Raw genomic sequence first — 23,636 nt, 5'->3', positions numbered from 1 at the left:
TAACTGACTCGAGGGGGACACCGGCGCGGACAATCCTGGGGAGCAGTGGACTCTGTGGTGGGGCAGGGGAAGACGCAAAGAGGAAGGATACGGCGTCTTTCGAATCACTTTCACAGTGGACACGGCCCAGGGCGGTCAGACGCTGGAGGCAGGCACCGGCCGGTACTCGTTCGGCAGACCGCAAGGCCGATCAGACAGCCCGGTGGGGGGCTACGTTACGCAGCTCGAGGGGTCGGTAAGACGACGATGAGCTATCGCGCACTCGCCGTGACGGCGACCCATCCCGACGTCATCGACCCGTATCACGGTATCTTCAACGCACGGTCGATCAGGTCGCTGTGTAGTCGTGGGACGACCGTCGACGTCGTCTCCCCCCGACCGTTCGCCCCGCCACTCGGTCCCTACGCCGAGTACCGCCGGATCCCACGAATCGCACAGACCCGACGGTACGAGGTTCACCATCCACGGTTTTTCTACCTCCTTCCGAAGCGATTGTTCTACGGGCTCTCCGGGCGCTCGTACGCTCGACGCGTCCCCGAGTACGTCGAGCGGACGTTCCCAGTGCCGGACCTCGTCCACGCCTACCACGTGTATCCGGACGGGTTCGGTATGCTCGAGTACTGTGATCGACACGACCTCCCGCTGTTCGTCGCCGTGCAGGGGACGTTGATCAACGAATTCTCGAGGTTCTCCCGGACCGTTCAGGCTCGAATCCGACGGACGCTTCGTGAGAGCGAGGGCGTCCTCTGTGTGAGCCGGGCACTCGCAGACCGCGTCGACCGGATCTGTCCGACTGCAACGTCGACGGTCGTCCCGATCGGTGCCGATCCCGACCGATTCCCGACCGGGTCTGCCGATCGCATCAGGCGCGAACTCGACCTCCCGGCGGACGAGACGATCGTGCTCTTCTGTGGTCGGTTCACCACGAAAAAAGGAATCGACGAACTCATCGACGTCCTTCCAGCGATCGACGGACGGGACGTTCACGTCTTCTTCGTCGGTCACGACGGACGACGTCGACCAGCACTCGAGCGGGAGATCGTCTCCCACGGATTGACCGAACAGACGACGGTCCACCACGACCTCGCGCCACTCGCACTCCGGAGACTGTACGCCATCGCCGACGTCTTCGTGCTCCCGAGTCACAGCGAGGGACGGCCGACGGTCATCTACGAGGCGATGGCCGCCCGCACGGCCGTCATCGGGACGGACGTCGGCGGGATTCCCGAACAGGTCGCCGACGGCGAGACCGGGTACGTCGTCCCCCCGAAAGACGCCGATCGGCTTCGAGACGTGCTGTGTTCTCTCTGTGACCAGCCAGAGCGACAGCGACAGATGGGAACGGCTGGATACCAGCGCCTGCTCGAGCAGGGGTGGACCTGGGATGCTCACGCGAAGCGACTCGAGTCGCTCCACGAGGAGGCGATCGACGCGTGAGGATCCTCGTCGTCACCTCACATCGGCCGTGGGAACTCACCGAACCGCTCGAGACGACCGATGCGACGGTCTCGACGATCCAGATCGACCCCTCACGGTCACGAACACAGCGGCTCCGGGATGCCTACTGCGAACTCACCGACCGATTCGAACGGTTCGAACCGGACGTCGTCTTGCTCGACCTGTACGAACTCCCGGGAGTGCTCACGGCCCGCCTCGCAGCCCGTCACGACGTCCCACTCGTGATGCGTCTGGTTGGCGACCGGACGGGCGACCTGATCGCCGATCGCCTCGAGAGCGCCTGGAACGCTGGGAATTACGGTCGCTACGTGAGCTGGCAGGTCTCGAAACGCCTGAGCGAGGAGATTCTCGAGACCGCAACCGGTGCGATCGTCGTCTCGAGTGATCTCCGGGACCGGTACGTCGATCGCGGCGTCTTCGAGGATGAGTCCGTCGCGGTCGTCCCGGTTCCGTTTCGACCGGAGGCGTTCGATCCGACCGCTAACTCGCCAGCCACTGGATCCGGTAGAGCCGAATCCCCACTTCCGCCCGACGTCGAGTGTGACGAACTCGTGCTCACCGTGACCAATCTCTCGTTCGAACGGAAGTTTCGAGGCGTCTACACCGCACTCGACGAACTCGAGGGCGTCCTCGAGGCGCGACCGAACGCCCACTACGTGGTCGCAGGCGGTGGCCAGTACGAGCAGGCCCTTCGAACGACCGTCGAATGCGCTGTGTCGGCGGACGTCAGGGAGCGGGTCACCGTCGCCGGATTCGTCGACGACGTCGCCTCGCTGTACGCCGCCGCCGACGTCTTCGTCTACGTCTCACACCTCGACGGCTATCCGAACGCCGTTCTCGAGGCTCAGGGGATGGGACTGCCCGTCGTCGCCAACGATGCCGTCGGGATGGTCGACCAGATCGACCACGACGAGACCGGCGTCGTCGCAGATCCGACCGAATCGGGTGCGATCGCGACGGCCGTCCGCGAGTTACTGACAGACGACGATCGGCGGTCTCGAATCGGGCAAGCAGCTCGTACACGGGTCACAGAGGATAATTCGATGTCGAGTGTCGGAGCAAAATTGTTAACTGCAGTCGGTTCAGTGTCTTAACTAATGGTGCCGGACGTATTTCGGTCGCGACTCCATCTCCTCTACTCACTGTACAAACGAAATCGCGCGAGCCTGCAGACGTGGATGACGACTGCACGTCGCTACGACGCGCCCATCGATCCGTTCGAGCTCCAGTGGGTCGACCCAGCGACGATCGAGCTGTTACAGGAGGGACGATCCCGGTTCCGGAACCGCTCGTCTGCGGTCTGTCTCGTCGAGGACGGCGACTGGGACCGGCAGGTGAGCCGGTTCGAAGATCACGACATGTACGTCTCATTCGAACAACACTTCCTCGAGGGGGCCGATTGGCAGGAAACGCCCTGGGTACAGCGCGTGACGAGCGAAATCGAAGATCAGGGGTTGACGCTGTACGGCTGTGAGAGCGCCGAGGAGTTTTACGAGCGGTGTTCGGGGCTAGACGCCGTCTTCGAGAACATCCGCGAAAACGGGTACACGACCCAGCGAGAGCTCATTCACGGATCGACCGACAACGAGATGGGGCACACGTGGGCCTACTACTGCCCAGAACTTCACGAAATTTCGGTCAACGTCGCTCGTGACGGCGAGTTTATCTTCTGGGACGGCTGGCACCGATGTACCATGTCGAAAGTGCTCGGCCTCGAGGAAGTTCCGGTTCGGGTGTTCGTCCGGCACAGCGAGTGGCAGGCAAAACGCGACCGAGTTGCAAACGGAGCCGAAGTGGTCGAAGACCCCGGCCACCCCGACCTCGCAGGGCTCTAATCGAAAGCCTCGAGACCGATCACGTCGACGAGAGTCGGTCGAGGTCGGCCGCGAACGACCGGGCGATCGCACGTCGATCGTACTGGTCGGTGACGAATTCGCGGCCACGGCGACCGTACTCGCGGCGCACCTGCTCGTCGTCGAGCAAGTCGTCGATCACCGCAGCGACAGCCGCCGGATCGTCGGCCGCGACCACGCCAGCGCCCGAGTCGTCGACGTGACGCTCGATCTGGCCGCGTCCGGTCGCGAGGACGGGCAGCCCACAGGCCATGTACTCGTAGAGTTTCGTCGGCACCGCGTAGGAAAGCGACTCGCGGTCCTCGAGCGGGGCGAGGCCGATCCGGGCGTCGGTGAGCAGATCCGGGACGGTCTCGCGATCGACCAGTCCCGTGAACTCGACCTGCTCGTCGACGCCCACCTCGACAGCGAGTTCCTCGAGTGCGTCTCGCCGGTCGCCGTCGCCGACGATCCGGAGGGTGACCGCTCGCTCCGTGTGAGAAAGCGCCCGAATGCAGGTCTCGAGGTCCTGTGCGTAACCGAGGTTACCGGTGTAGATCAGGTCGACCTCGGTCGGGGCCTGCGAGGCACCCGAGCCGCTGGTTGCCACCTCGGGGTGGGTGTGGGTAGAACGCCTGCGGTCGGACGCTTCGCGGTCGACCGCGACGTCGCCAGCAGGCCTGAACCGTCGCGTATCGACGCCGTTAGGGACGAGCGAGACCGGAGTCTCGAAGTCGTACTGTTCGCGTAACTGCTCGGTCGTTCCAGGGGAGGTGACGGTGAGCAGATCCGCCCGACGTAACTCGAGTTCGCGATAGCGGCGGCTGAGTCGGGCGGCGAGGCCGTCGTCGTCGATGAATCCGAGGTCCGCCGAGACGTCGATCCAGAGGTCGCGGATATCGACGACCCACGTGATCGACCCGAGCAGGTGGACGGGAAAGGCCCCAAAGCCGGTGAAGATCGGCGGCGAGGTCGTCACCACGACGTCGAACTCCCGGCGGTGCCAGCAGAGCCACAGGCACGCGTGGACGGCAAAGGTGAGGTAGTAGGCCATCCGCTCGAGAAACGACGGATCGGTCCCGCGAAGCTGGACGGCCCAGAGCCGGTGGACCCGAACACCGTCGCGGGTTTCGGTACGAGCGCGTTTCCAGGACCACTCGAACGCGGTCGGCGGGTAACACGGCGGTGGAGCGAGCACCGTGACGTCGGCGTCTTCGGTCATGTGCCGGGTCAGGTCACCGATTCGTGCGGCGTTGCCACCGTTCTCGGGCGGATACTTCTGGGAGACGACGAGTACGTTCGGGTCGTCGCCCGTGTCGTCAGTTCGAGCGTGTGAACTGGAGACGATTCCGTCGACGAGTGCATCGAGGAGTGTCAGGAGCATGTCTTGGACAGGAGTCGGTCAATCGACGTGGCGGTTCAGCGAGTGAAGGATGATCGAGGTGAAACACGCGAAGATGCCGGCGAGAGTGAGAAACACCGACACCAGTGCGAGTCCGAGCGGGAACGTCCCTGCGTCGATGTAGGTCGTCATCGTCAGGTAGGCGACGCCGACACCGACGATGGTACTGGCGAATCCGGGAAGGCCGAGACTCGAGAGCGGGCGTTCTTCTTCGACCGTCCGAAGGATGTTGACCACGAGGTGTAACCCGTGGGTGACGGGATTCTGGCTGCTGGCGTTGTCGACGTCGTAGTCGATCGTCGTTCCGACCTCGTCGATGTGGTAGTCGTGGCTGTGGGCGTGGTGGAGGATGTCCGTGCTCGCACCCATCTCGTCGCCGATCGAGTCGTCCATCGCGAGCGATTCGATCGCACGTCTGTCGTAGGCTCGAAACCCACTCTGGGTATCCCCCACCCACGAGCGGGGCCTGACGACGCCGAGGCTGAGGTTCGTCAGGACGTTTACGACGAAGAGGCCGACCCGCCGGTACGCTGGCAGCGACGTCTCAGAGCCCGGTGCGAATCGACTGCCGATTACGAGTTCGGCCTCCGAATCGCGCTGGGCGTCGACCAGCGCTGGAATGTCGGCCGGATCGTGCTGGCCGTCACCGTCGAGGATCACGAGGTGTGTGGCCTGCGAGCGAGCCGCCTGGCCGAAGATCGTCTTCAACGAACCACCGTACCCCCGGTTGCGCTCGTGTTCGACGACCGTGGCACCGGCCTCGCGAGCGATCGACGGCGTCCCGTCCGTGCTCCCGTCGTCGACGACGAGCACCTCGTCTGCGTACTCGAGTGCGCTCGAGACGACGGTATCGATCTCCGCCGCCTCGTTGAACGCCGGGATCGCCGCGAGAACGGTTGCTTCCGTGTCGACCGGCGGCGTCGCGACTGCCTCGACGCTGTACCGGTCGGTCTCGGCGAGGCGCTGTGCGCTCGCGTCGTAGTCGACCGGAACGGTCGGATCGCAGTGGGCCACCACTCCCGGAAAGCCAGCGGATCGAGCGGTCCGCGTGAGGTTTTCCCACGGATCGGTGACACCGTCGGTATCGAGATCCGTCGGCGACACCGTCAGGACGTCGTCCATCTCCTGGACGACCGCGAACCACTCGAGGTCGGGATCGGTAGTGGTGACGATAGTGTGCCAGCCGTGCTGTCGGGCCCGGAGGATCGCCGCCGGAACGGTCGCACCACGGTCTGGGGTCAGCACCATGCCGACGACGGGATCGTCGGTGGACACCGAGACCTCCTGTTCGATCCGTCCATCGGCGTATGTCACTTGCGTCATTGTGTATCGTCCGGCCTTCACAGGGCGCGAGATCGTCACCAGAAAATCGCCAGAAGGGGATAAAATACTGTCGATGAGAAGTAATCATAATATTGGTTCTGAGGTATATTATATTCTCCCACTATACATTTTGCATTCGGATTCGAAATTACTAAGCGGGCGCGTTTGGAACGAGTGGTGGACGCCAGCAGTCGGACCAGACACTGGCCACCAGGTTATGGACTCGTGTGAATCGAACTGGGCCAATCCCCCGGCGACGTGGGCAAACAGGGGTGGAAAACTCCTGGTTGTCCTGACTGCACTCTGGATCAGTTACGTCGCTCTGTTGCCGCCAGCGACGGAGTACGAAGTGTCGGTGTTCACCTCGAGACACGTCGCAGCACGGGGCCTGCTATACGCGGTTCTCGTCGGCAGCGGAGCGTTGCTCTTTCACTCGGCGCTTCGGCGGTCACGGCTGTGGATGGTCGCCACCGCGTGTGCGCTCGTTGCCTACGCTGGGTACTTTGGACTCCCACTCACCCGCGGATACGTCCAGTATGCAGGCTACGGGTTCGACGTGTGGGTACACGTTGGTCTCATCGACGACATCGCGAACAGGGGCACCATTTCAGACCTGCAGTATCCTGCGACACACCTCCTTAGTGTTAGCGTGAGTCAGCTGACTGGAGTCGAGGTGGAGACGACGACACCCCTGATCGCGTTCTGGTTCAAGGTATTGCTCGTCGGTGGCGTGTTCGTGTTCACGAGGGCACAATCGCGACGGCCCGCGCTGGCGATACTTACGTTGCTCGCTGCACTCCCCATCTTCTACTCGCAGAACCGGTTCACGCTCGCACCGTGGGTCTTTGGATTGACACTGTTGCCGATACTCCTCTACGCCGTTCACGAACACGCAATCGGGAATCAACGCCGTGCCGTCTCGACGTTCGCTCTCGTCGGCGGAGCAGTCGTCATCTATCATCCGATCTCTGCGCTGTTCAGTTTTGTCGCGTGTGCGGTGTTTCTCGCCGCCGTATTCGCTGGCAGACACGTGCGGGCTGACATATCCACCCCGGCTACTCGAGGGGTCGGACTCGTATTCGGCGGATTCGCGGGTCTTCTCGGCTGGCATCTCTATCACCGAACGGTCGACGGAAGCATTCGCAGCACGGCACTCTCGCTCGTCGAACGGCAGCCCGGCGGGAGTGCACAGACGGCCTCAACTGCAACAGAGGTTGGCTACACAATATGGCAGTTAGTCTACTACTTTCTCGTCCCAAACTGGGGCGTCCTCCTGCTCTATCTGGGGATCGGTGGTGTGGCCACAGTGTACGTTGCCGTGCGATATTTCGTCCAGTCCTCGAAAGCAACGTTCTACGAAGGCCACGTCGCCGTCCACTATCCGGTCGGTGGTGTCATCGGTGTCGCGTTCATGGTGTTCGACATCCACGCAGGTGGTGTCACCAGAGCGGCACAGTACGGAATACTCGTCTCCATCTTCCTCGTCGGTCTCGCACTCTGGTTCGCCGCGAGACGACGAAACGAGTCGAAAGTCGCCGGCGTCGTCTGCCTGCTGGTGCTCGGACTGGTGCTCGGCGGACTCGTCTTCTCGGTCTCGACGGGCTATTCCGACAACTATCACATGACCCACGCCGGCAGCGACGGGTACGACTGGCACCTCGAGACCAAAGACGAGTCGGTCGTCAGTTACGGCGACAGTATGGGTGGTGACGTCTACCCGTTCAGCTACTACGGGTACGCAGAGACCAGAGACAGAGCTAACGACGACATGTACGTCTCGAGCCTCGAATTACTGGCACCACACCTCGGCTATCACGAGACCGAGACCGTCGGCGAGTGGCTACCCGAAGACGGCTACGTGCTCTTGCGAACCGAAGACCTCGTCTGGCACGAAGCTCACCCCGAATGGCGACACGACGACCTGGTTCGAATCACCGAGGACGACTACGACCGCTTGCACCAGGACCGAACGGCGAACCGCATCTACACGAACGGCGAGGTGCGGATCGGAAAGACTCGAACCCCATGATTCGACGAATTCAGTCAGCGTGGTCAGACGCATCGGCAGCCAAGTACTTTTTCCGACGGAAGCTCCCGGAAGTCGCGATTCTGACCAGACGGTTCCGGTTCGTCGCCGCCGCAATCGCGTTCTGTCACCTCCTCACCGGCCGCAAATACTACGACACGTACTTCGAGCGAGTCCGGCGAAAGGGTAGTGATCGCCGCTGCGTCGACGTCGGCGAACACCAAATGGTCGTCGACGTGAGCGACGACGGACTGTCACGTGACCTCTACCTGTTCGGAACACGAGAACACAACACGACGCGCATCTACGAGCGCGAACTCGAGCGCGTCGAGCGCGAACGAAACGAGCCGATGGTCGTCCTCGACGTCGGATCGAACGCCGGCTACTTCGCGCTGAGCGCACTCGGGGCGACGAGCGAGGAGACGGATCTGATCGCGTTCGAACCGGACGGACGGACGCTCCCGCTGTTGGGCGAAAATGTCGAGCGAAACGGCTACGCCGATCGAGTGACCGTCGAAGAGCTGGCGATTGGCCCCGAACCGGGAGCTGCAACCATCGAACTGGCGAGTCACTCGAACCTGAACCAGATCCGGACAGACGAGATCGGTGCCCACACCAAAGCCGTCCAGTCGACCAGACAGGTCACGATGGAGTCGATCGACTCCTACCTGAGGACCAGCGAAATCGATCCAGCGGCAGTCGGTGCCGTCCGGATGGACGTCGAGGGATACGAAATCGAAATTATCGACGGAATGAAACGTCTCCTCGAGTCGGATCACCCACTCCTGTTGTTCCTCGAGATGCACCCCCACATGTTGCGTCACGAACAGACGAAGGCGTTCCTCGAGACGCTCGAAAACGCCGGGTTCGTCGTCGAGTCCGTCTCGATCGAGGGACAGATCTCGTATCTCGGGTTCGAAGAACGACGGGAACTGTCGTTCGAGGACCTCGTAGAGATCGAGCACGGCTATCGAGTCTTCTTTCGGCGGTGAGGATGCTCCGCTACGTCGAGTCAGTCAGCCCTTTCCGCAGTATCGGTCTGTCAGGTGAGCGCTGCCGTGATGATACGCAGGTCGACGAGTCCGGCGGCCGACGACAGCGTCACCCAGACGAGCACACCGAGGACGGCACCACCAACCACGGCGAACCAGCCGTGGACGGTGACCGTCAGTGCGAAGACGACGACGGACATCACGAGCGTGATCGTGAGGATCTGTGCTAGCTTGGAGACGAGATGTCGAACCCGCAGGTCGAATTCAGTGTGAATGAGGAAGACGCTCACGACAGTGTAGATCGAATGGGAGACGACCGTCGCGATCGCTGCCCCCTCGACACCGATCGTGGGAATCAAAAGGACGTTCAGGCCGACGTTCAACACAGCGGTCCCGGTCTTGACGATCGCTCTGATCCGGGCCCGCCCGAGAAAATCGAGTCCGTTACTGGTGATGTCCGTCACGGACATCGTGACAGCGTACAGTGCCATCACCTGCACCACAGTGGTGGCACCGACGTACTCGGCACCGAAGAGCACGGTGACGAACGGTTCCGCGACGAGAATGATGCCGGCGGCAGCGGGGACGTACACGAGCAACGAGTTGACGAGTGCCGTTTCGTAGAGTCTGGCTGCCGCTGCTGGGTCACCACGTGCCTTGGCGGCACTGTACGACGGCGAGATCGCGAAGCCGAGTGCGGACGCCGGGGTCTCGAGAAACTGGACCACCTGTTTCGCGATCGTATAGTAGCCGACGGCGACCGGCGTCAGGAAGAAACCGACCAGAACCGTGTCGAGCCGTTTCTCGAGGGTGTTTGCCGTACTCGTCGCCGTCAGTGGAACGGTGTATTCGGCGATTCGTCGTCGAAGTCCCGGTTCGATCGATGGGGCCGGTTCGTGTCGCCAGTAGACACGAGTTGCGATCAGGTACAGGCCGACGGCGACAGCCAGCCCGTACCCCAGCACGTATCCACCCAGTGCACCGAGTCCACCGTAGCCGAGTGAGACGAAGCCAACGACGAAACAGAGTTTGGCTCCGTTACCGACGACCTTTACTGCCGCTGCACTCTCGATCGCCTCGTAGCCCTGCAGTACCTTTCGAACGTAGGTCTTGAGCGTTCCGACGACGAGAAAGAGGGTGCCGAGCGCGAGGTACGGTGAGAGGTCGGGTTCGCCCAGCAAGAGAGCCACGTGTTCGTAAGTGAGACCGAAGGCTACCGCGACGACGACGATGGTCACGAGGTTGAACGCGAGTCCCGTCCGGACGATGTGGGGGACCTGCCCAGGGTCTGACTCCTTGTACTCGCTGACGTACCGTGCCGTCGACTTCCCGATGCCGAGTTTCGAGAGGAACTTTACTAACCCAATCACGGAAAGAGCGAGAAAGAGGAGCCCGTACTCCGCTGGGTCGAGCCACCGTGCCAGCAGAACCACTACCAGCATTCCCGTGATCGCTGCGAAGAGTTTCCCGAGGAATTCCGCGGTGAACCGGGATCGAAGACTCACCGGAAGTCACCTCCGACGGCGAACGCCCGACTCCAATACGAACGGATCGATCGACGAGGTGAGCGAGTGCGTCGTTCCGAAGCGGCCGTCCCAGCGACCACAGCGGTGAAAGCGAGGGCACGTGGCTCGTGACGAACGGTAATTGTAACAGCCATGCTCACACCAGCTGGTCGACGAGATCCGCAAGATCCGGATGGCGACGGTGTGACCGCACCGACGGCTCCAGGTCGGCCACCGTGTCCGCGTCGGCGATGGCGTCTCGAATTCGTTGCCAGTGGGCGTGTCGAGGACCAACTCGAACCGTGATCGACTCGAGTTCCAGCAGCTTCGAAAGTCCGATTCGGTGGTTCCCATCCCGAAGGTGCAAGATTGTGCCGTCCCGCCCGATCGCAACGAGCGGATCTCGCAACGGAAATCGTTCCTCACCGCGAGCGACGAGTTCGCGCTGTCCGTGGTATCCCTCCGATTGCAATGCTTCGTACAGCGTATCGACGTGGGAACATTTACTCTCGAGATCTGCCGGAGAGCTACAGCCCCACCGTCGCTGCCCCGACTCGATGGCGTCGAGGACGGCCCGATAATACTCGGTCGACTCCCAGTTGGCACCGTCGACGTACACCGACTCGAGTGACTGGTAGAACGTCCGCTCGGTGATCCTGATCCGATGACGATCCCACGGACCGTCTGCAACGCGGCCAACTGGCCGGTCCGTTTCGAGCGGCGCGGTGCTCGGAATCTTGTACGTAATCCGGTCTGGATCGACCGAAAGACGTTTGGTCGGATCAGCATCCGTGAACCGATCGGGTGATCGACGGTGTCGGATCCGCTGGATCATGGTGCGTCCGCGCCGATACTGATCCCACGTACCCAGCGCGAGCCGTGGCGAGATCGGGAGCAAGAGCTTATTCCACAGGACTCGAGAGGTCCCCTTTCTGACGAGCGGAGCGAACCCTTCCTTTCGGAGCGTGAGTAACGCGGCTCTCGAGCGGTTAGTGGCCATGCTTCGTCCTCGGTACGGCGGTCGGTAGGGCAGCGTCACCGTCAGCTACGGCCGCGTGTGAGACGATCGGGAACCCGAAATCTACCGCACTGGCCATACTATTCGATCCGAATCACACTGGAACGAAATAGTTTTTGATTGTGTCTACATAGAAAAGTTTAGTTATGTTTTTGCTGATCGATAACTACCGGATGCTCGACCGGCCACGTCGAGCAGTTCCAGATCTACCCTAACGCAATGATGATACGACGAACACGCTGTCGCGACGAGGCCACCCACCGGGCGACTACCGGTGTGCCGAGTAGCGGATCGGCTGTCGAACCGCACGGGCGCACGTGGGAGAAGGTATGATCGACGGCACGCTCACCGGGAAGCGCGTACTGGTAACCGGCGGTGCCGGCTTTATCGGTAGCCACCTCACCCGGTCGCTCGTCGACGAAAACGACGTTCGCGTACTCGACTCGCTCACGACTGGCGATCGGTCGAACGTTCCGCCAGCGGCGACGCTCATCGAAGGAGACGTTCGCGAGGAGGAGACGCTCTCGAGGGCGATGACGGACGTCGACGTCGTCTTCCACGAAGCGGCACTCGTGAGCGTCGACCAGTCGATCGACGATCCCACCGCGAGCCACGAAATCAACGTCCGGGCGACGCTCTCGCTGCTCGAGGCCGCCCGCGACTACGACGCCCGGGTCGTCCTGGCCTCGAGTGCGGCGATCTATGGCTCACCGGACTCGGTCCCGATCGCCGAAGACGAGCCGAAAGACCCGGCCTCGCCGTACGGAATCGAAAAGCACGCCGTCGACCAGTACGCGCGCCGCTATCACGATCTCTACGGGCTCGAGACCGTCGCCCTCCGGTACTTCAACGTCTACGGGCCGGGCCAGGTCGCGGGTGATTACAGCGGCGTCATCAGCATCTTCGTCGAGCAGGCGCTCGCGGGCGACCCCATCACCGTCGAGGGTGACGGCGAGCAGACGCGGGACTTCGTCGCCGTCGACGACGTCGTCCGCGCGAACCACCTTGCGGCGACGACCGACAGCGTCGGCACCGCGTACAACGTCGGAACCGGGACCGCGATCACGATCCGCGAACTGGCCGAGGTAATCCGTGATCTCACCGGGACCGATTCGGAGATCGTCCACGTCGATCCCAGAGCGGGCGACGTCGATCACTCGAGAGCCGACATCTCGCGGGCGAACGACCACCTGGGATTCGAGCCGACGGTGACCGTTCGCGACGGACTCGAACGAACGATCGAGTGGTACCGCGACCGTACAGAGGCGTTCAACTGACCGAACCGTCGGAATCCCCGGAAAGCGATAACTGGGGGCCACGGTCCCACCAGAGCTCGAGGTCGCGGAAGGCGAGCCACTCGTCGTCTCGCTGTGCGCCGTGACTGCCGCCGTAGTAGACGTTGAACCAGAACTCGTGTGCGCCGAGGAAGGTGGCGTCTTCGTCGCGGTACATGACGTCGTCTTTGTCGTAGAGGAGTTCACCGTCGACCCAGACGACGAGGAGGCCGTTTGCCTCGCCGGGGTCGTTCATCTCGACGTACTGGTCGACCTGGACCCATCGTCCCGGCGCCTCGCCCAGTGGTCCACCGCCGACGGCCTCGCTGTATCCGTCAGCGGACGACGCGTAGTGAGAGAGCTGGGTTCCGAGACCGGCGACACCGCTGGTCTCGTCCCCCCAGGAGTGGCCGGGTTTGTAGAAGTTGAGCCGACCACCCCAGCCGTCCCGGTCGTCGTCCCGTGGGTCACGACTGCCCCACCCGGCACTGTCTTCTGCCTCGGGGTTTCGGCGGTCGGCGAATCCGGGAAGTTTTCCACCACCGTGTGGGTGGAGGTCGTAGTACTCGAACGCCCCGGGGAAGTACACCTCGAACCGGGCGTGGGCATCCTCGACGGGGTCGTCGTAATCGACCTCGAAGTAGTCTCCGACGTGGTAGGACCACGACGCGCCGTAGACGTCACCTTCCTCTGGAAATGCGACTCGCAAGACGTCTCCGAGACCGCTCGGGTCCGGAACGATCTCGTTTCGATCGGGACGAGAGCCCACGTGTGCCTCGTCGTCGAACGCGACGTGGACGTACTGGTCACCGATCTCGGAAACCGAGGTGGCGTCGATCACCTCGAGTGAGCCGTCGACGAGACCGAGATAGGCGTGGCCGCCGTCGATGGTGCCGATCATCTCGGCACGGTCGTCGTACTCGGGGACGCGGAATGCGTCGTCGACTGCGAGGTGGCCCGTCCGTCCATCGGTCGTACGAACCGTCTCGTACTCTCGTGTCGCGGGCACCCACCGCGAGCCGTCCCCGTCGTAGACGGCGAAGGTGTCGATCGCGACGAACGTCGCACCGGGGTGTGGTTCGTACGCGGATCGGTCGGCGTCGAGTGCACGAACGACGAGCCGTTTCTCGATCGTCTCCATGTCCGGTGAGTGCGACCAGTCCGTCTCTCCGGGTTCGTACAGGTGCAGCCCGTGGTTCGGCGTGCGGTCTACCACGGCCGAACACCCCGCTGGGTTACTCGGACGGCCCGGTAAGAGCTGGAGCCATCGAACGCGAGGCGACGGAATGAGCCGTCCAGCCGGATGGAACGATGGGGCAGAAGCCGACGGTCACTCATTGGTCTTCGATCGTGACGACCTCGAGTGAGCCGTCGACGAGGCCGAGGTAACTGCCCGGGTCGTCGATGGCCGATTCCATCGCGTCGCGGCTCTCGTAGGTCGGGATCGCGAGTGCGTCCTCGGCGACGAACGACTCCGTCGTCGTCTCTTCAGCCCGTGTGGTTTCGTATCGACGCGTCGCACGGAACCACGTCGACCCGTTTCCGTCGTAGACGGCACCAGTATCGATCGCGACGAACGTCGCGGCAGGGTGTGGTTCGTACTCGTCGCGTTCAGATTCGGGCGCTCGAACGACGAGTCGCTCCTCGATCGTCTCCATATCGGGCGTGTGCGTCCAGTCAGTTTCGCCCTGCTCGTACGTGTGAAGTCCGTGGTTTGGTGTTTTTTCGACCATAGGTGATCAGGCGTCAGGGGCTCGCTGTCGATCCGTCGGTCGCACGTGCTCGAGCCGGAATCGGCCTGCCAGCGAACTGTGGCGGTGGTTTCCAGAACGCACGTTCGGATCGACGATACGATTGATTCTCTCGTTATCCACCTTAATTATTTGCTATCCAGTCCCCATAATAGCAGTGGAGTGTTCTGAGCGCTGCCCACCGATGCTGGAGCCTGTGAGTTCTGGCAGTCGAGCGGCCACCAGGACGAAAGTACCAAGCCAATCATAGTGAATTTTATTATCCACCACCCTGAGAATATCGATAGAATGGGGGAAGGGTGCACGACAGAGACGCAGTTCGTCGTCCAGTGTCTTCGAGCGGGAATACACGATTCGAGCCTCGAGACGACCGACTTCGAGTCGGTCGACTGGGACGGCGTTCTCGATGGTGCGACCCGGCACACGGTCTCACCACTGGTGTACGAAGCACTACAGGATGTCACGGATCAGGCCGAATCGGCCCTGGAGACGGGACCAGGGTGCAAAACGGGGCAGACGACCGAAACGACGATGGAAGCTCCTCAGGTCCCCACGGAAGTGCTCGAGACGTTTCGAGAACGATCCCAGTTCGTCGCGCGGCGAAACCTTCGCCTCCTCGGGGCGGTCGCGAACCTGTCGTCGACGCTCCAGTCCGAGGGGATCCGGGCGATTCCGTATCGCGGCCCCGTCATCGCCAGCCACCTCTACGGCGACGTCGGGTGTCGAGAGTTTCGCGACGTAGACGTGCTCGTCGCGCGCGAGGACATCCCGGCGATCAAGTCGATCCTCGAGGGACTGGGATTCGAACCAGTCTACCTCGACGATTCGGTGACGGAACTGACGCCGACTCAGGAGTGGGCCTACCGGCGCGTCGAACGCGAGTACACGTTTTACCGTGAGCGAGACGACCTCGAGGTCGAACTCCACTGGCGAGTCCTCTCGAGGCACTTTCCGACCGAATTCGACCTCGAGTGCCTGTGGGATCGACGGTCGACGACGACCGTCGCCGGTACCGAGGTCCCGGTGTTTTCCCCGGAAGATCGGCTACTCGCCTGTTGTATTCACGGAAGTCGTCACCGGTGGGAGCGGCTCCACTGGAGTTACGACGTCGCCGTCGCACTCGAGAACCAGCCCGTCGACTGGGACGCAATCCTCGAGCGCGCGCAAAGACACGACTGCCGTCGACTGTTCTTGCTCGGACTCGCCGTGACTGACTGGCTCTACGACGTGTCGGTGCCCGATCGCGTTCGTCGACAGATTGCGACAGACCAGACACTCGAGGGGCTGCTCGCGGCAGTCGAGGATCGGCTCTTCACGGATCGTCCCTATCGGGAGTTCGAGGAACGGCGGTTCCAGGCGCGGACACTCGATCGCACTCGCGATCGAGTCGCGTTCTGGGCGAACTGGCTGTTCAAGCCCAACCGGTCCGACGTGGAGGCGATCGCACTCCCCCGACCGCTCGCGCCACTGTACGGCGTCGTCAGGCCGGTTCGAATCGCGACGGGGGCGCTTTGCAATGGCGTCCGAACGAGCGACCACCCGCAGGCGGAGGGACGGTGAGATGATCGCTCGCGTCCCGAAAACGGGTGCTGGAGCGGCGCGTGCCCGTCTCGCTACCGTAGTCGACGAAGCCAGCGACCACCCCACGAGGCACACGCGATGATCGACCGCGAGCCGACACTCGCCGAGAAACTCGAGGCGCTCCGGCGAGCGATGGGACACCGGCCGGCGCTGGCGGCGGCGATTCTGGTGTTGAAACTCTTCGCGGCCGTGTTCGAGGGGATCGGACTCACGTTCTTGCTTCCGATCATCGAACTCGCGATGACCAGCGACGGACTCGGCGAAGACGCATCACCGATCGCTGCGGTCTTCGTTCGGGCATACGACGCGCTTGGAATTCCCGCCACGCTCGAGACGTTGATCCTCGGGCTCGCCATCGTGATGACCATCCGGTACAGCGTGAGTTTCCTGATCGGCTGGCTTCAGGCATCGCTCACGACGACGTACATGGCGGCGCTCCGCCGTCGGTCGTACGAGGCGTTGCTCGCCGCTGACGTGGCGTACGTCGACCGGCAGGATGGCGACGAGGTCGTCAACACCGTCGTCACGGAAACCCGTGCTGCCGGTCGGGTCGTCGGTGACGTCCTCAGCGCCGTCGAGAAAGTGCTGTTCGCGGGTGTGTACGCGACGATCGCGATCGTCCTGTCGCCCGCGCTGACGATCGCGACGATCGTCGTGCTCGGGTTCGTGGTAGTTCTCACCCGGTTCGGCCTCGATTCGGGATACGACGTCGGCGACGGCGTCGCGACGGCCAACGAGGAGATCCAGTCACTGATCAACGCTGCGACGCAGGGAACTCGCGAGATCAGGCTGTTCACTATGCAATCTGATCTCGCCGACCAGTTCGACCGGGCTCACGATCGACTGGTCGAGACGCGCGTCAGGCTCGAGCGAAACCACGTCGCTCTCGGCAGTTTCAACCAGTTGCTCAACGCGTTCGTCGTCTTCGGCCTCGTCTACGTCGCCATCCAGTATCTGGCGCTTGACTTTGCAACCCTGGGGACGTTCCTGTTCGCGATCTATCGACTCTCACCGCTGATCAGCGCACTCAACAACACCCTGTACTCGATCGACGGCACGCTGCCACACCTCGTCCGGGCACAGGCGCTCATCGAGGAATTCGGCGAACACACCCGGCCCACCAGTGGGGAGCCAGTTCCCGACCGGACAGCCGTCGAGTTCGAGGACGTGTGTTTTCGCTACGACGACGACGCGGATCGAACCGACGTACGGAACGTTTCGCTCACCGTCGATCGCGGCGAGACGATCGCGCTGGTCGGTCCCTCCGGCGCCGGCAAGTCCACGATCGTCTCCTTGCTGGCACGACTCTACGAACCAGACCGGGGTCAAATCACCGTCGACGGCGTTCCCCTCGAGCGACTCGACCGCCACGAGTGGCACGAGCGTGTCACCGTCGTTCCCCAGCAGCCGTTCCTGTTCACCGGTACCCTCCGGGAGAACGTCACGATCGGCGATCCGAGCGCCGACGAGGCGGCCATCGAGCGAGCCTGCGAGCGCAGCCAGGTGTCGACGTTTCTCGATGAGTTACCCGAGGGCCTCGACACCGAACTCGGTGACGACGGCGTGCGCCTCTCGGGCGGGCAACGCCAGCGTATCGCCATCGCACGGGCGTTGCTTGCAGACGCCGACGTCTTGATCCTCGACGAGGCCACGAGCGAACTCGACTCGCCGACCGAGGCGGCGATCCTCGAGGCCATCGACGAGATGGATCGCGAGTACGCGACGGTCGTCATCGGCCACTGGCTCTCGACCGTCAGCGATGCCGATCGCATCTACACCGTCGTCGACGGCGAAATCGTCGAATCGGGGACTCACACAGACCTCCTGAGTGAGGACTCGGCGTACGCCCAGCTGTACGACTCACAACTCGAGTCGAGTCAGCCGTCGCCGTGACTGGCCCGGCGGTCAACCGCACGCGACGACGGGCCGAGCGCGTGTGAGATTTCGAACTAGCTGCGGTAGAAGGCGATCATTGGAAGAATGAATATAGTACAACTAAATAGGACACGTGTGAAAGAAACCTATGTTTCGGTATACCGCCTACGGGTTCACGATTCGGTCGGCGTTCGAACTCCCGGAGTTACCGACGAGAGACGACGTCCCGTCCCCCGACGTGGTCATCGACGACGGCCAGCTCGAGCCGGTCCCGGACTCGGTGCCCGGCGAAGGTACGCGTCGAATTCAGGCCACGCCGACCCAGTGTCGACTCACGTACGACGGCATCGGAACGTTCCTCGTCGAGGATGGCTCACGCGTCACGTTCGACGCCGAAGACGATTCGATCACCGCCGGTGACGTCCCTCGAAAGGTCGTCCGTCGGCTCTTCGAAAACGAAATGATGGGCGTCCTCTGTCACCAGCGAGGAGCGCTCGTCCTCCACGCGAGTGCAGTCGCCGTCGAGGGACGCGCAGCAGTGTTCCTCGGCCCGCGTGGGGCAGGGAAGTCGACGACAGCTGCTGCGTTCCACGCGGCGGGCTACACGACGCTCGAGGACGACGTCGTCGGCATCCAGCCGGGCGAAGACGGGCCCATCGTCCTCCCCGGCGTTCCGCAACTGCGACTCAAACCCGACGCCATCGACGCCCTCGAAATCGAGGGAACCACGCGCCCGGAAGACGGGACCGACTCGGTGAAACGCTACAAGCAACTCGAGCCGCGTCACGAGCCGGTCCCGTTGGTAGCCTGTTACCTCCTCACGACCGGCGAGACGCTCTCACTCGAACCGGTCGATCCCCAGCGCCGCGTGATCGAACTCATCTCGAGAACGTACACCGGCGGCATGCTCGAGGAGACCGATGCGACGGGAACCAACCTCGAACACTGTTCGAAGGTCGCGACGACGGTTCCGTTTCGACGGCTGTCCCGCCCACAGCGCCACGACGAACTCCCGACGCTCGTCGAACGAGTGGCGGCTGACCTCCGCGAGTTCGCTCCCGTCTCCTCGTCCGTCTAACGATTCGGCCACCGGTCGGGCTGGCGCTGATCGACCGTCGGTACTCGAGACAGGTGCTCACGGCCAGCGATAGCGATTCGTTTCCGCGAAAAATAGTTCACAGTGATTGGGCGCTGTGCTGGGACGCCGACACTCCATCGTCCCCCAACGCTCGTCCGGGACTCGGTCGCCGGCCTAGACGATCGAACCGGTCAGCGACGTGGCACCGGAGTACTGGTCTTCCCCGTTACCGATCTTGTCGTTCTGCGTGATCGATTCGACGCTTCCGTACTCGGTCAGTTCTGGTCGTTCGTATCCGCGTGATGTGTCCTGAGACATCATCAGATGGTTGAACCCCCACCCACATAAATTTCATCTAGCTATTGTGTAATTACTAGAAGCGTCATTCGGAATTATTCACTGGCTCGAGTGTTCCCGTGGTTGCTGTCGATGGCCGCGCTGGCTGGCACTCGAGCCAGGTCGACAGCGAGAGGGCCCGCCAGAGGGCGCGGGCGTCCGTCGACGTCGGGTCGGCGTCGAACCGGTCGTACGCACGCGCCAGCGCGTCGGGATCGACGTAGTCGTCGACGGGCGCGGGGTCGGCGATCAGTGTCTGAAGGGCGTCGTCTTCGCGCGCGAGTGCGTTCCAGAAGCCTTCGTTCAACATCGTCTTCCAGGGTCGCCACTGCACGACCGCCGGTAACAGGTCGTCGAGTGACCGCCGAACGATCGACCGCGTGTACCCGTCGGAAAACTGTTGTGTGGGTGGGATCGCGAGCGAAAACTCGAGCAGTCGGGCGTCGGTAAACGGGTACCGTGGTTCGATGCCGACCGCGCTACAGAGGTGATCACGCACCTCGAGGTTCGCCGCGTGTCGACCCGACCGAAGCGAGCGATACTGGCGCAGGCGATCGGTGGTCTGGCTCCGGACCGACGTCGAATCGAGGCGACGGTACCGCTTCCGGAGGTCGACCCGGTCGACGAACGAGTCGGCGAGCGTCGGGTTGGCCGCCGCCTCGAGAATTGGTTCGCCGCGCAACCGACGGTACTGTCGTTTCGCAGGCGGTGGAACCAGCGGCGTCAGAACGTGGTCACGGAACGCCTGCGGTCTGGAGGTTCGAAGGACCTCACTCATCGCGGTGAGTTCGCGGGCGAGCGCTCGCCAGCGACCCGTTCGAAACCACTGCGGTAACAGTCCCAGCCCGTAGTTGGTCGCACTGTCCCCGACGGCCCCGTTCAACAGGACCGAGACCCCGGCGTCGGATGCACGGTTCAACAGCGTCCACTCGCCGAAGTGAAGGGTGTTGTGCGGCGGCACGTCGAGGCCCCCGAAGACGCGCTCTCGATCGGTGAGGACGCCGCGCTCGTCGAGGAAGACGTACTCGGGGACGATCCCGTTGCGATCGGCGATCGGGTCGATGAACTCCCGTTCGTCGCTCGAGGGCGCATCCTCGAAGACGTTCGAGAACGTCGGGAGCGAAACGTCGTCCGGCAACAGGTCCCTCGCCAGTACCGTAATCGACGAGGAGTCGAGTCCACCGCTCAGTTCGGTGCCGACACCTCCCTGACGTGGGGTTTCGACTCGAGTGTTCCGGGAACCGGCCGCGCCATCCCGGCTTGGCGCGCGCAGCCGACAGCGAACGGCCTGCTCGAGCAACCGGCGGAACTCGCGTTCGTAAGCCGCGTCCGAGGCGAGCGTGATCGTCCGCGTCGGGTCGAGGTCCCAGTACTGCCAGCGATCGGCGTCGGTGGCAGTCACGATTATCGCGTGGGCCGGCGGCAGTCGTTCGATCGACTCGTAAAACGAGACGCGCTCGTCCTCGAGCCGGCCAGTGAGGAAGTCGCCAATACGCCGGTCGTCGATGCCGTCCGGGACGGCCTCGAGTGTGAGGAGCGAGCCGGGTTCGGAGGCGAACGCGAACGCGTCGTCGCCTGCGTGATAGTACAGCGGTTTGACGCCGATGCGGTCGCGGGCACAGAACAGTCGGTTCGCCCGTCGATCCCAGATGGCGAACGCGAACGACCCGAGCAGGTGCTCGACGCACTGTGGTCCCCACCGCCGGTAGGCCGCCGAGACGAGCTGGCTGTCCGGGACCCGTTCGTATGGCGCTGCAACGGCAAGGGCGGCGAGCAGCGCCTCGCGGTTGTCGAGGCGAGCGTCAGCGGTAACGACGAGGTCGTCGGTGACGATCGGCTGGTCGTCGAACCGGGCCTGCGGCGTCGTCTCGAGTTGGTGGTGGCCCAGCCCCACCCGGTCGGCTCGCCAGAGTCCGTCACCGTCCGGGCCACGGTGGGAAAGCTCGGCGTGAACCGTCGCCACGTCGTCGCCCATCACCGACCCATCGGCCCGATCGAAGACCCCACAGATCCCGCTCATGGGTCCCCGTGGTCGTTCAACGGCGGCAGCGGTTCGAACCGGGAGAGGTCCTCGAGGTGACCGATGATGACCTCCCCGTCGTACTCGATCCAGCTGTGCGCCTCGAAGTCGATCCCAGCGGGTGGTGTGATGGCCGCGCGCGACGGCCGGCGTGGCCGGTCAGCGTCCGGTGGCGGATTCGCGTCGACGCCGATCCGGTGGACCACGTCGTGGCCGTAGAGAACGTGGAGCACCTCCGACGAGAGCGAGCGCATCAGGCAGGTTCGGTGGCCCGGAATGGATCGATCGGCCGCGTCGACCGCCCACGCGACGCGGACCGGTGACGGGGAGCCGGGGACGATCCCCGAGAGGAGTCGGGCCGGTACCAGCAGCCAGCGTCTGCACTGGTCGAACGATCCGACCACGATCCCGACGCGAACGGTCAGGAGCACGGTTGCAGCGAGGAGTAGTCGGAACTTCTCACCCACCGACACGGCGAGGAACCCGGCGACTCGACCCATACGCTGACGGTGTCAGTCGGCCGTCGCCGGCTCGAGGTCGATCCGAACGAGGTCGGCCGCTTCCATCTCGTGGAGGATCGATTCGACGTCGCGTCGACACTGTGACGCGTCGACGTCGTACTCGGCGCGGATGGTCTCGACGACTTCGGTCACTGTCGTGGCTTCCTGAACGACGTCCCAGACGCGGGCAGCGACTTCGTTGAAACCGTAGTACGTACCGGTATCGGTCTGCAAGAGGACCGTCTCGTCGTCCACCGTCGTGGCGAGCTGGTCGTCCGTCGCGACTATCACCGCAGTTCCGGGTAATTCGTCTCCGTTCCCCATAGACAGTACAATCCATCCAGTGGTATAAATTATATCGATATCAAGTAGAATAATTATTTAGAGATAGATAGCGCATAACCAATCATAGAAAAACGAACGACAGACGAACCGAAAAGAATAGGTTAGCCAGCGTCGGAGAGCAGGTGACCGAGTATCGACGGATGACGACGCACGAACCGTTTGGCCAGATTGGTCGCGTCCTGATCGCCATCGCTCTCGTCGGCTGTCTCGTCGGCCTGATCGTCGGCTACGGCGAAGTCGGAAACGAACCGCTGGGCGATCGACTCCCGACCGAAGACGAGTTCGCCCCCGAGCCGGACGCATACGTCGGCGAGCGGGTCGTTGTAGTCGGAACGATCGTCGAGACCGACCCGGTAGTCATGGAAGTCACCTACGGCGACGACCGGACGACCGAGTTCGTCCTCGAGGGTTACGTCGCCGAGCCATCGATGGACTCACGGGAACTCGTCACCGGTGACCTCGTCGACGAGTCGACGATCGTCGTCGTCGGGAGCGAGACCCGCGAACCGTGGGAATCGTACTACATGTACGGCGTCTCGGCGGTGGCGGTGCTCTGGGTCGTCGTTCGATTCGTCCGTGGCTGGCGGTTCGATCGGGCGCAACTCGCGTTCGTTCCACGGGCGACACCGGCCGTACAAGCACGACCAGAGGCGTGCGTTCAGGGTCACCACCAGCGGCAACCGCAGCGAACGATCCACCGGGAGCGAGTCCACGAAACGGCCACTGACGACCCGCCCACCGTAACGACCGCCGAGAGAAACGCAACGACGACCACACCGGGGAACGACGATGCCTGACCTGCTGACGCACGTCCTCGCGGGGTACATCCTCGGGACGATCCTCTCGTTCCGGTACGAGTGGATTCGACCGGCACACGTGACCGTCGTCATGATCGGCGCCGCCCTGCCGGATCTGGCGAAGATCAACCTCCTCATCTCCCGATACGAGGTGATGGCTGTACTCGGCATCCCGTGGGACTGGTTCGCGCTGCACACACTCGGCGGCACGGTCGTTACGCTGTTACTGTGGTCGTTACTCGTCGGTCCCGCCTACCGACGACGGGTGATCGCGCTCCTCGCAGTCGGCGTCGCCTCACATCACGTCCTCGACGCGCTGCTCGTCACCAGAACGGGATACACCTACCCCATCTTCTGGCCGCTCACCGAGTACCGACCACCCGCTGGCAACCTCTTTCACAGCTCTGACTGGTTGCCAGCAGCCCTCTCGAGCGTAATCGCGGCGGCCCTCTGGCAGCTTCGCCGACGCGTCGACCGCTCACCGGCCGGTCGAACGGACGCGAACACAGGCTGATCTACCCCG

Annotated in this window: 21 protein-coding genes; 11 read left to right on the top strand and 10 right to left on the bottom strand. The window is 63.2% G+C overall.

The window, feature by feature from the left end:
• The first annotated feature begins 246 nt into the window (after positions 1 to 246).
• From B1756_RS09685 to B1756_RS09675, 3 genes are read left to right on the top strand one after another with little or no spacing between them, the layout of a single operon-like run.
• Positions 247 to 1,437: a glycosyltransferase gene (locus tag B1756_RS09685; RefSeq protein WP_086888353.1), complete on the top strand. Its 1,191-nt coding sequence runs from the start codon at positions 247 to 249 to the stop codon at positions 1,435 to 1,437.
• Complete coding sequence (locus B1756_RS09680; protein ID WP_086888352.1) at positions 1,434 to 2,552, top strand: glycosyltransferase family 4 protein; 1,119 nt, start codon at positions 1,434 to 1,436, stop codon at positions 2,550 to 2,552. Before B1756_RS09685 ends, B1756_RS09680 begins: the two co-directional genes overlap by 4 nt.
• Positions 2,553 to 2,555: 3 nt before the next feature.
• Positions 2,556 to 3,293: a hypothetical protein gene (locus tag B1756_RS09675; protein WP_086888351.1), complete on the top strand. Its 738-nt coding sequence runs from the start codon at positions 2,556 to 2,558 to the stop codon at positions 3,291 to 3,293.
• 19 nt (positions 3,294 to 3,312) lie between these two features.
• Here the strand turns inward: B1756_RS09675 and B1756_RS09670 are convergent, their stop codons facing one another.
• Both B1756_RS09670 and B1756_RS09665 read right to left on the bottom strand, forming a co-directional pair.
• Entirely contained in the window at positions 3,313 to 4,674 is a 1,362-nt protein-coding gene (locus tag B1756_RS09670) for a glycosyltransferase family 4 protein (protein WP_086888350.1), read from the bottom strand.
• Between the two features lie 18 nt (positions 4,675 to 4,692).
• Positions 4,693 to 6,015, bottom strand: coding sequence for a glycosyltransferase family 2 protein (locus B1756_RS09665; protein WP_086888349.1), 1,323 nt, complete (start codon positions 6,013 to 6,015; stop codon positions 4,693 to 4,695).
• 73 nt (positions 6,016 to 6,088) lie between these two features.
• Between B1756_RS09665 and B1756_RS19410 the strand changes: the two genes are divergently transcribed.
• Positions 6,089 to 8,044, top strand: a complete 1,956-nt coding sequence (locus B1756_RS19410) for a hypothetical protein (protein WP_161493170.1) — start codon at positions 6,089 to 6,091, stop codon at positions 8,042 to 8,044.
• Positions 8,041 to 9,033, top strand: a complete 993-nt coding sequence (locus B1756_RS09660; protein ID WP_161493169.1) for an FkbM family methyltransferase — start codon at positions 8,041 to 8,043, stop codon at positions 9,031 to 9,033. The genes B1756_RS19410 and B1756_RS09660 overlap by 4 nt, the downstream gene beginning before the upstream one ends.
• Before the next feature lie 50 nt (positions 9,034 to 9,083).
• Here B1756_RS09660 and B1756_RS09655 read toward each other — a convergent pair whose 3' ends face one another.
• The gene (locus B1756_RS09655; RefSeq protein WP_228434584.1) at positions 9,084 to 10,538 is read right to left on the bottom strand and encodes a flippase; all 1,455 of its coding nucleotides are present in this window, start codon (positions 10,536 to 10,538) and stop codon (positions 9,084 to 9,086) included.
• Positions 10,539 to 10,695: 157 nt separating this feature from the next.
• Complete coding sequence (locus tag B1756_RS09650) at positions 10,696 to 11,538, bottom strand: hypothetical protein (RefSeq protein WP_152031295.1); 843 nt, start codon at positions 11,536 to 11,538, stop codon at positions 10,696 to 10,698.
• Positions 11,539 to 11,885: 347 nt separating this feature from the next.
• Between B1756_RS09650 and B1756_RS09645 the strand changes: the two genes are divergently transcribed.
• A complete protein-coding gene (locus B1756_RS09645) occupies positions 11,886 to 12,833 on the top strand; it encodes an NAD-dependent epimerase/dehydratase family protein (RefSeq protein WP_086888346.1) in 948 nt (315 codons plus the stop codon).
• Here the strand turns inward: B1756_RS09645 and B1756_RS09640 are convergent.
• Both B1756_RS09640 and B1756_RS09635 read right to left on the bottom strand, forming a co-directional pair.
• Entirely contained in the window at positions 12,826 to 14,046 is a 1,221-nt protein-coding gene (locus B1756_RS09640; protein WP_152031294.1) for a polysaccharide lyase, read from the bottom strand. The genes B1756_RS09645 and B1756_RS09640 overlap by 8 nt on opposite strands.
• A gap of 118 nt (positions 14,047 to 14,164) precedes the next feature.
• Positions 14,165 to 14,563, bottom strand: coding sequence for a hypothetical protein (locus B1756_RS09635; protein ID WP_086888344.1), 399 nt, complete (start codon positions 14,561 to 14,563; stop codon positions 14,165 to 14,167).
• A 306-nt stretch (positions 14,564 to 14,869) separates the two neighbouring features.
• Here B1756_RS09635 and B1756_RS09630 point away from each other — a divergent pair, with 306 nt between their 5' ends.
• The 3 genes from B1756_RS09630 to B1756_RS09620 all read left to right on the top strand — a co-directional run bounded on the left by B1756_RS09630 (position 14,870) and on the right by B1756_RS09620 (position 19,115).
• Complete coding sequence (locus tag B1756_RS09630) at positions 14,870 to 16,141, top strand: nucleotidyltransferase domain-containing protein (RefSeq protein WP_086888343.1); 1,272 nt, start codon at positions 14,870 to 14,872, stop codon at positions 16,139 to 16,141.
• A gap of 99 nt (positions 16,142 to 16,240) precedes the next feature.
• On the top strand, positions 16,241 to 18,055 hold the full coding sequence (locus B1756_RS09625; protein ID WP_086888342.1) for an ABC transporter ATP-binding protein: 1,815 nt from the start codon (positions 16,241 to 16,243) through the stop codon (positions 18,053 to 18,055).
• A 130-nt stretch (positions 18,056 to 18,185) separates the two neighbouring features.
• On the top strand, positions 18,186 to 19,115 hold the full coding sequence (locus B1756_RS09620; RefSeq protein WP_086888341.1) for a hypothetical protein: 930 nt from the start codon (positions 18,186 to 18,188) through the stop codon (positions 19,113 to 19,115).
• A 174-nt stretch (positions 19,116 to 19,289) separates the two neighbouring features.
• On the opposite strand, the gene B1756_RS19060 is transcribed toward B1756_RS09620, so the two are convergent.
• The 4 genes from B1756_RS19060 to B1756_RS09605 form a co-directional block, all read right to left on the bottom strand.
• Entirely contained in the window at positions 19,290 to 19,433 is a 144-nt protein-coding gene (locus B1756_RS19060) for a lasso RiPP family leader peptide-containing protein (protein WP_228434582.1), read from the bottom strand.
• Positions 19,434 to 19,497: 64 nt separating this feature from the next.
• A complete protein-coding gene (locus tag B1756_RS09615; protein ID WP_086888340.1) occupies positions 19,498 to 21,471 on the bottom strand; it encodes an asparagine synthase-related protein in 1,974 nt (657 codons plus the stop codon).
• Entirely contained in the window at positions 21,468 to 21,971 is a 504-nt protein-coding gene (locus B1756_RS09610; RefSeq protein ID WP_086888339.1) for a lasso peptide biosynthesis B2 protein, read from the bottom strand. The genes B1756_RS09615 and B1756_RS09610 overlap by 4 nt, the downstream gene beginning before the upstream one ends.
• Positions 21,972 to 21,983: 12 nt before the next feature.
• Positions 21,984 to 22,295, bottom strand: coding sequence for a PqqD family protein (locus tag B1756_RS09605; RefSeq protein ID WP_086888338.1), 312 nt, complete (start codon positions 22,293 to 22,295; stop codon positions 21,984 to 21,986).
• A 161-nt stretch (positions 22,296 to 22,456) separates the two neighbouring features.
• Between B1756_RS09605 and B1756_RS09600 the strand changes: the two genes are divergently transcribed.
• Both B1756_RS09600 and B1756_RS09595 read left to right on the top strand, forming a co-directional pair.
• Positions 22,457 to 23,113, top strand: a complete 657-nt coding sequence (locus B1756_RS09600) for an OB-like fold-containing membrane protein (protein ID WP_086888337.1) — start codon at positions 22,457 to 22,459, stop codon at positions 23,111 to 23,113.
• On the top strand, positions 23,106 to 23,627 hold the full coding sequence (locus B1756_RS09595) for a metal-dependent hydrolase (protein ID WP_086888336.1): 522 nt from the start codon (positions 23,106 to 23,108) through the stop codon (positions 23,625 to 23,627). The genes B1756_RS09600 and B1756_RS09595 overlap by 8 nt, the downstream gene beginning before the upstream one ends.
• Positions 23,628 to 23,636 lie beyond the last annotated feature (9 nt).

The sequence above is a fragment of the Natrarchaeobaculum aegyptiacum genome (assembly GCF_002156705.1).
GTDB classification, from domain to species: domain Archaea; phylum Halobacteriota; class Halobacteria; order Halobacteriales; family Natrialbaceae; genus Natrarchaeobaculum; species Natrarchaeobaculum aegyptiacum.
This window is presented reverse-complemented; position numbering and strand designations above follow the sequence as displayed.

Excerpts from the sequence above, each read along its gene's own strand:
- B1756_RS09685 (WP_086888353.1), top strand. The coding sequence starts at position 247 with ATGAGCTATCGCGCACTCGCCGTGACGGCGACCCATCCCGACGTCATC.
- B1756_RS09675 (WP_086888351.1), top strand. The coding sequence starts at position 2,556 with ATGGTGCCGGACGTATTTCGGTCGCGACTCCATCTCCTCTACTCACTG.
- B1756_RS09670 (WP_086888350.1), bottom strand. The coding sequence starts at position 4,674 with ATGCTCCTGACACTCCTCGATGCACTCGTCGACGGAATCGTCTCCAGT.
- B1756_RS09665 (WP_086888349.1), bottom strand. The coding sequence starts at position 6,015 with ATGACGCAAGTGACATACGCCGATGGACGGATCGAACAGGAGGTCTCG.
- B1756_RS19410 (WP_161493170.1), top strand. The coding sequence starts at position 6,089 with ATGAGAAGTAATCATAATATTGGTTCTGAGGTATATTATATTCTCCCA.
- B1756_RS09660 (WP_161493169.1), top strand. The coding sequence starts at position 8,041 with ATGATTCGACGAATTCAGTCAGCGTGGTCAGACGCATCGGCAGCCAAG.
- B1756_RS09650 (WP_152031295.1), bottom strand. The coding sequence starts at position 11,538 with ATGGCCACTAACCGCTCGAGAGCCGCGTTACTCACGCTCCGAAAGGAA.
- B1756_RS09645 (WP_086888346.1), top strand. The coding sequence starts at position 11,886 with ATGATCGACGGCACGCTCACCGGGAAGCGCGTACTGGTAACCGGCGGT.
- B1756_RS09635 (WP_086888344.1), bottom strand. The coding sequence starts at position 14,563 with ATGGTCGAAAAAACACCAAACCACGGACTTCACACGTACGAGCAGGGC.
- B1756_RS09630 (WP_086888343.1), top strand. The coding sequence starts at position 14,870 with ATGGGGGAAGGGTGCACGACAGAGACGCAGTTCGTCGTCCAGTGTCTT.
- B1756_RS09625 (WP_086888342.1), top strand. The coding sequence starts at position 16,241 with ATGATCGACCGCGAGCCGACACTCGCCGAGAAACTCGAGGCGCTCCGG.
- B1756_RS09620 (WP_086888341.1), top strand. The coding sequence starts at position 18,186 with ATGTTTCGGTATACCGCCTACGGGTTCACGATTCGGTCGGCGTTCGAA.
- B1756_RS19060 (WP_228434582.1), bottom strand. The coding sequence starts at position 19,433 with ATGTCTCAGGACACATCACGCGGATACGAACGACCAGAACTGACCGAG.
- B1756_RS09615 (WP_086888340.1), bottom strand. The coding sequence starts at position 21,471 with ATGAGCGGGATCTGTGGGGTCTTCGATCGGGCCGATGGGTCGGTGATG.
- B1756_RS09610 (WP_086888339.1), bottom strand. The coding sequence starts at position 21,971 with ATGGGTCGAGTCGCCGGGTTCCTCGCCGTGTCGGTGGGTGAGAAGTTC.
- B1756_RS09605 (WP_086888338.1), bottom strand. The coding sequence starts at position 22,295 with ATGGGGAACGGAGACGAATTACCCGGAACTGCGGTGATAGTCGCGACG.
- B1756_RS09600 (WP_086888337.1), top strand. The coding sequence starts at position 22,457 with ATGACGACGCACGAACCGTTTGGCCAGATTGGTCGCGTCCTGATCGCC.
- B1756_RS09595 (WP_086888336.1), top strand. The coding sequence starts at position 23,106 with ATGCCTGACCTGCTGACGCACGTCCTCGCGGGGTACATCCTCGGGACG.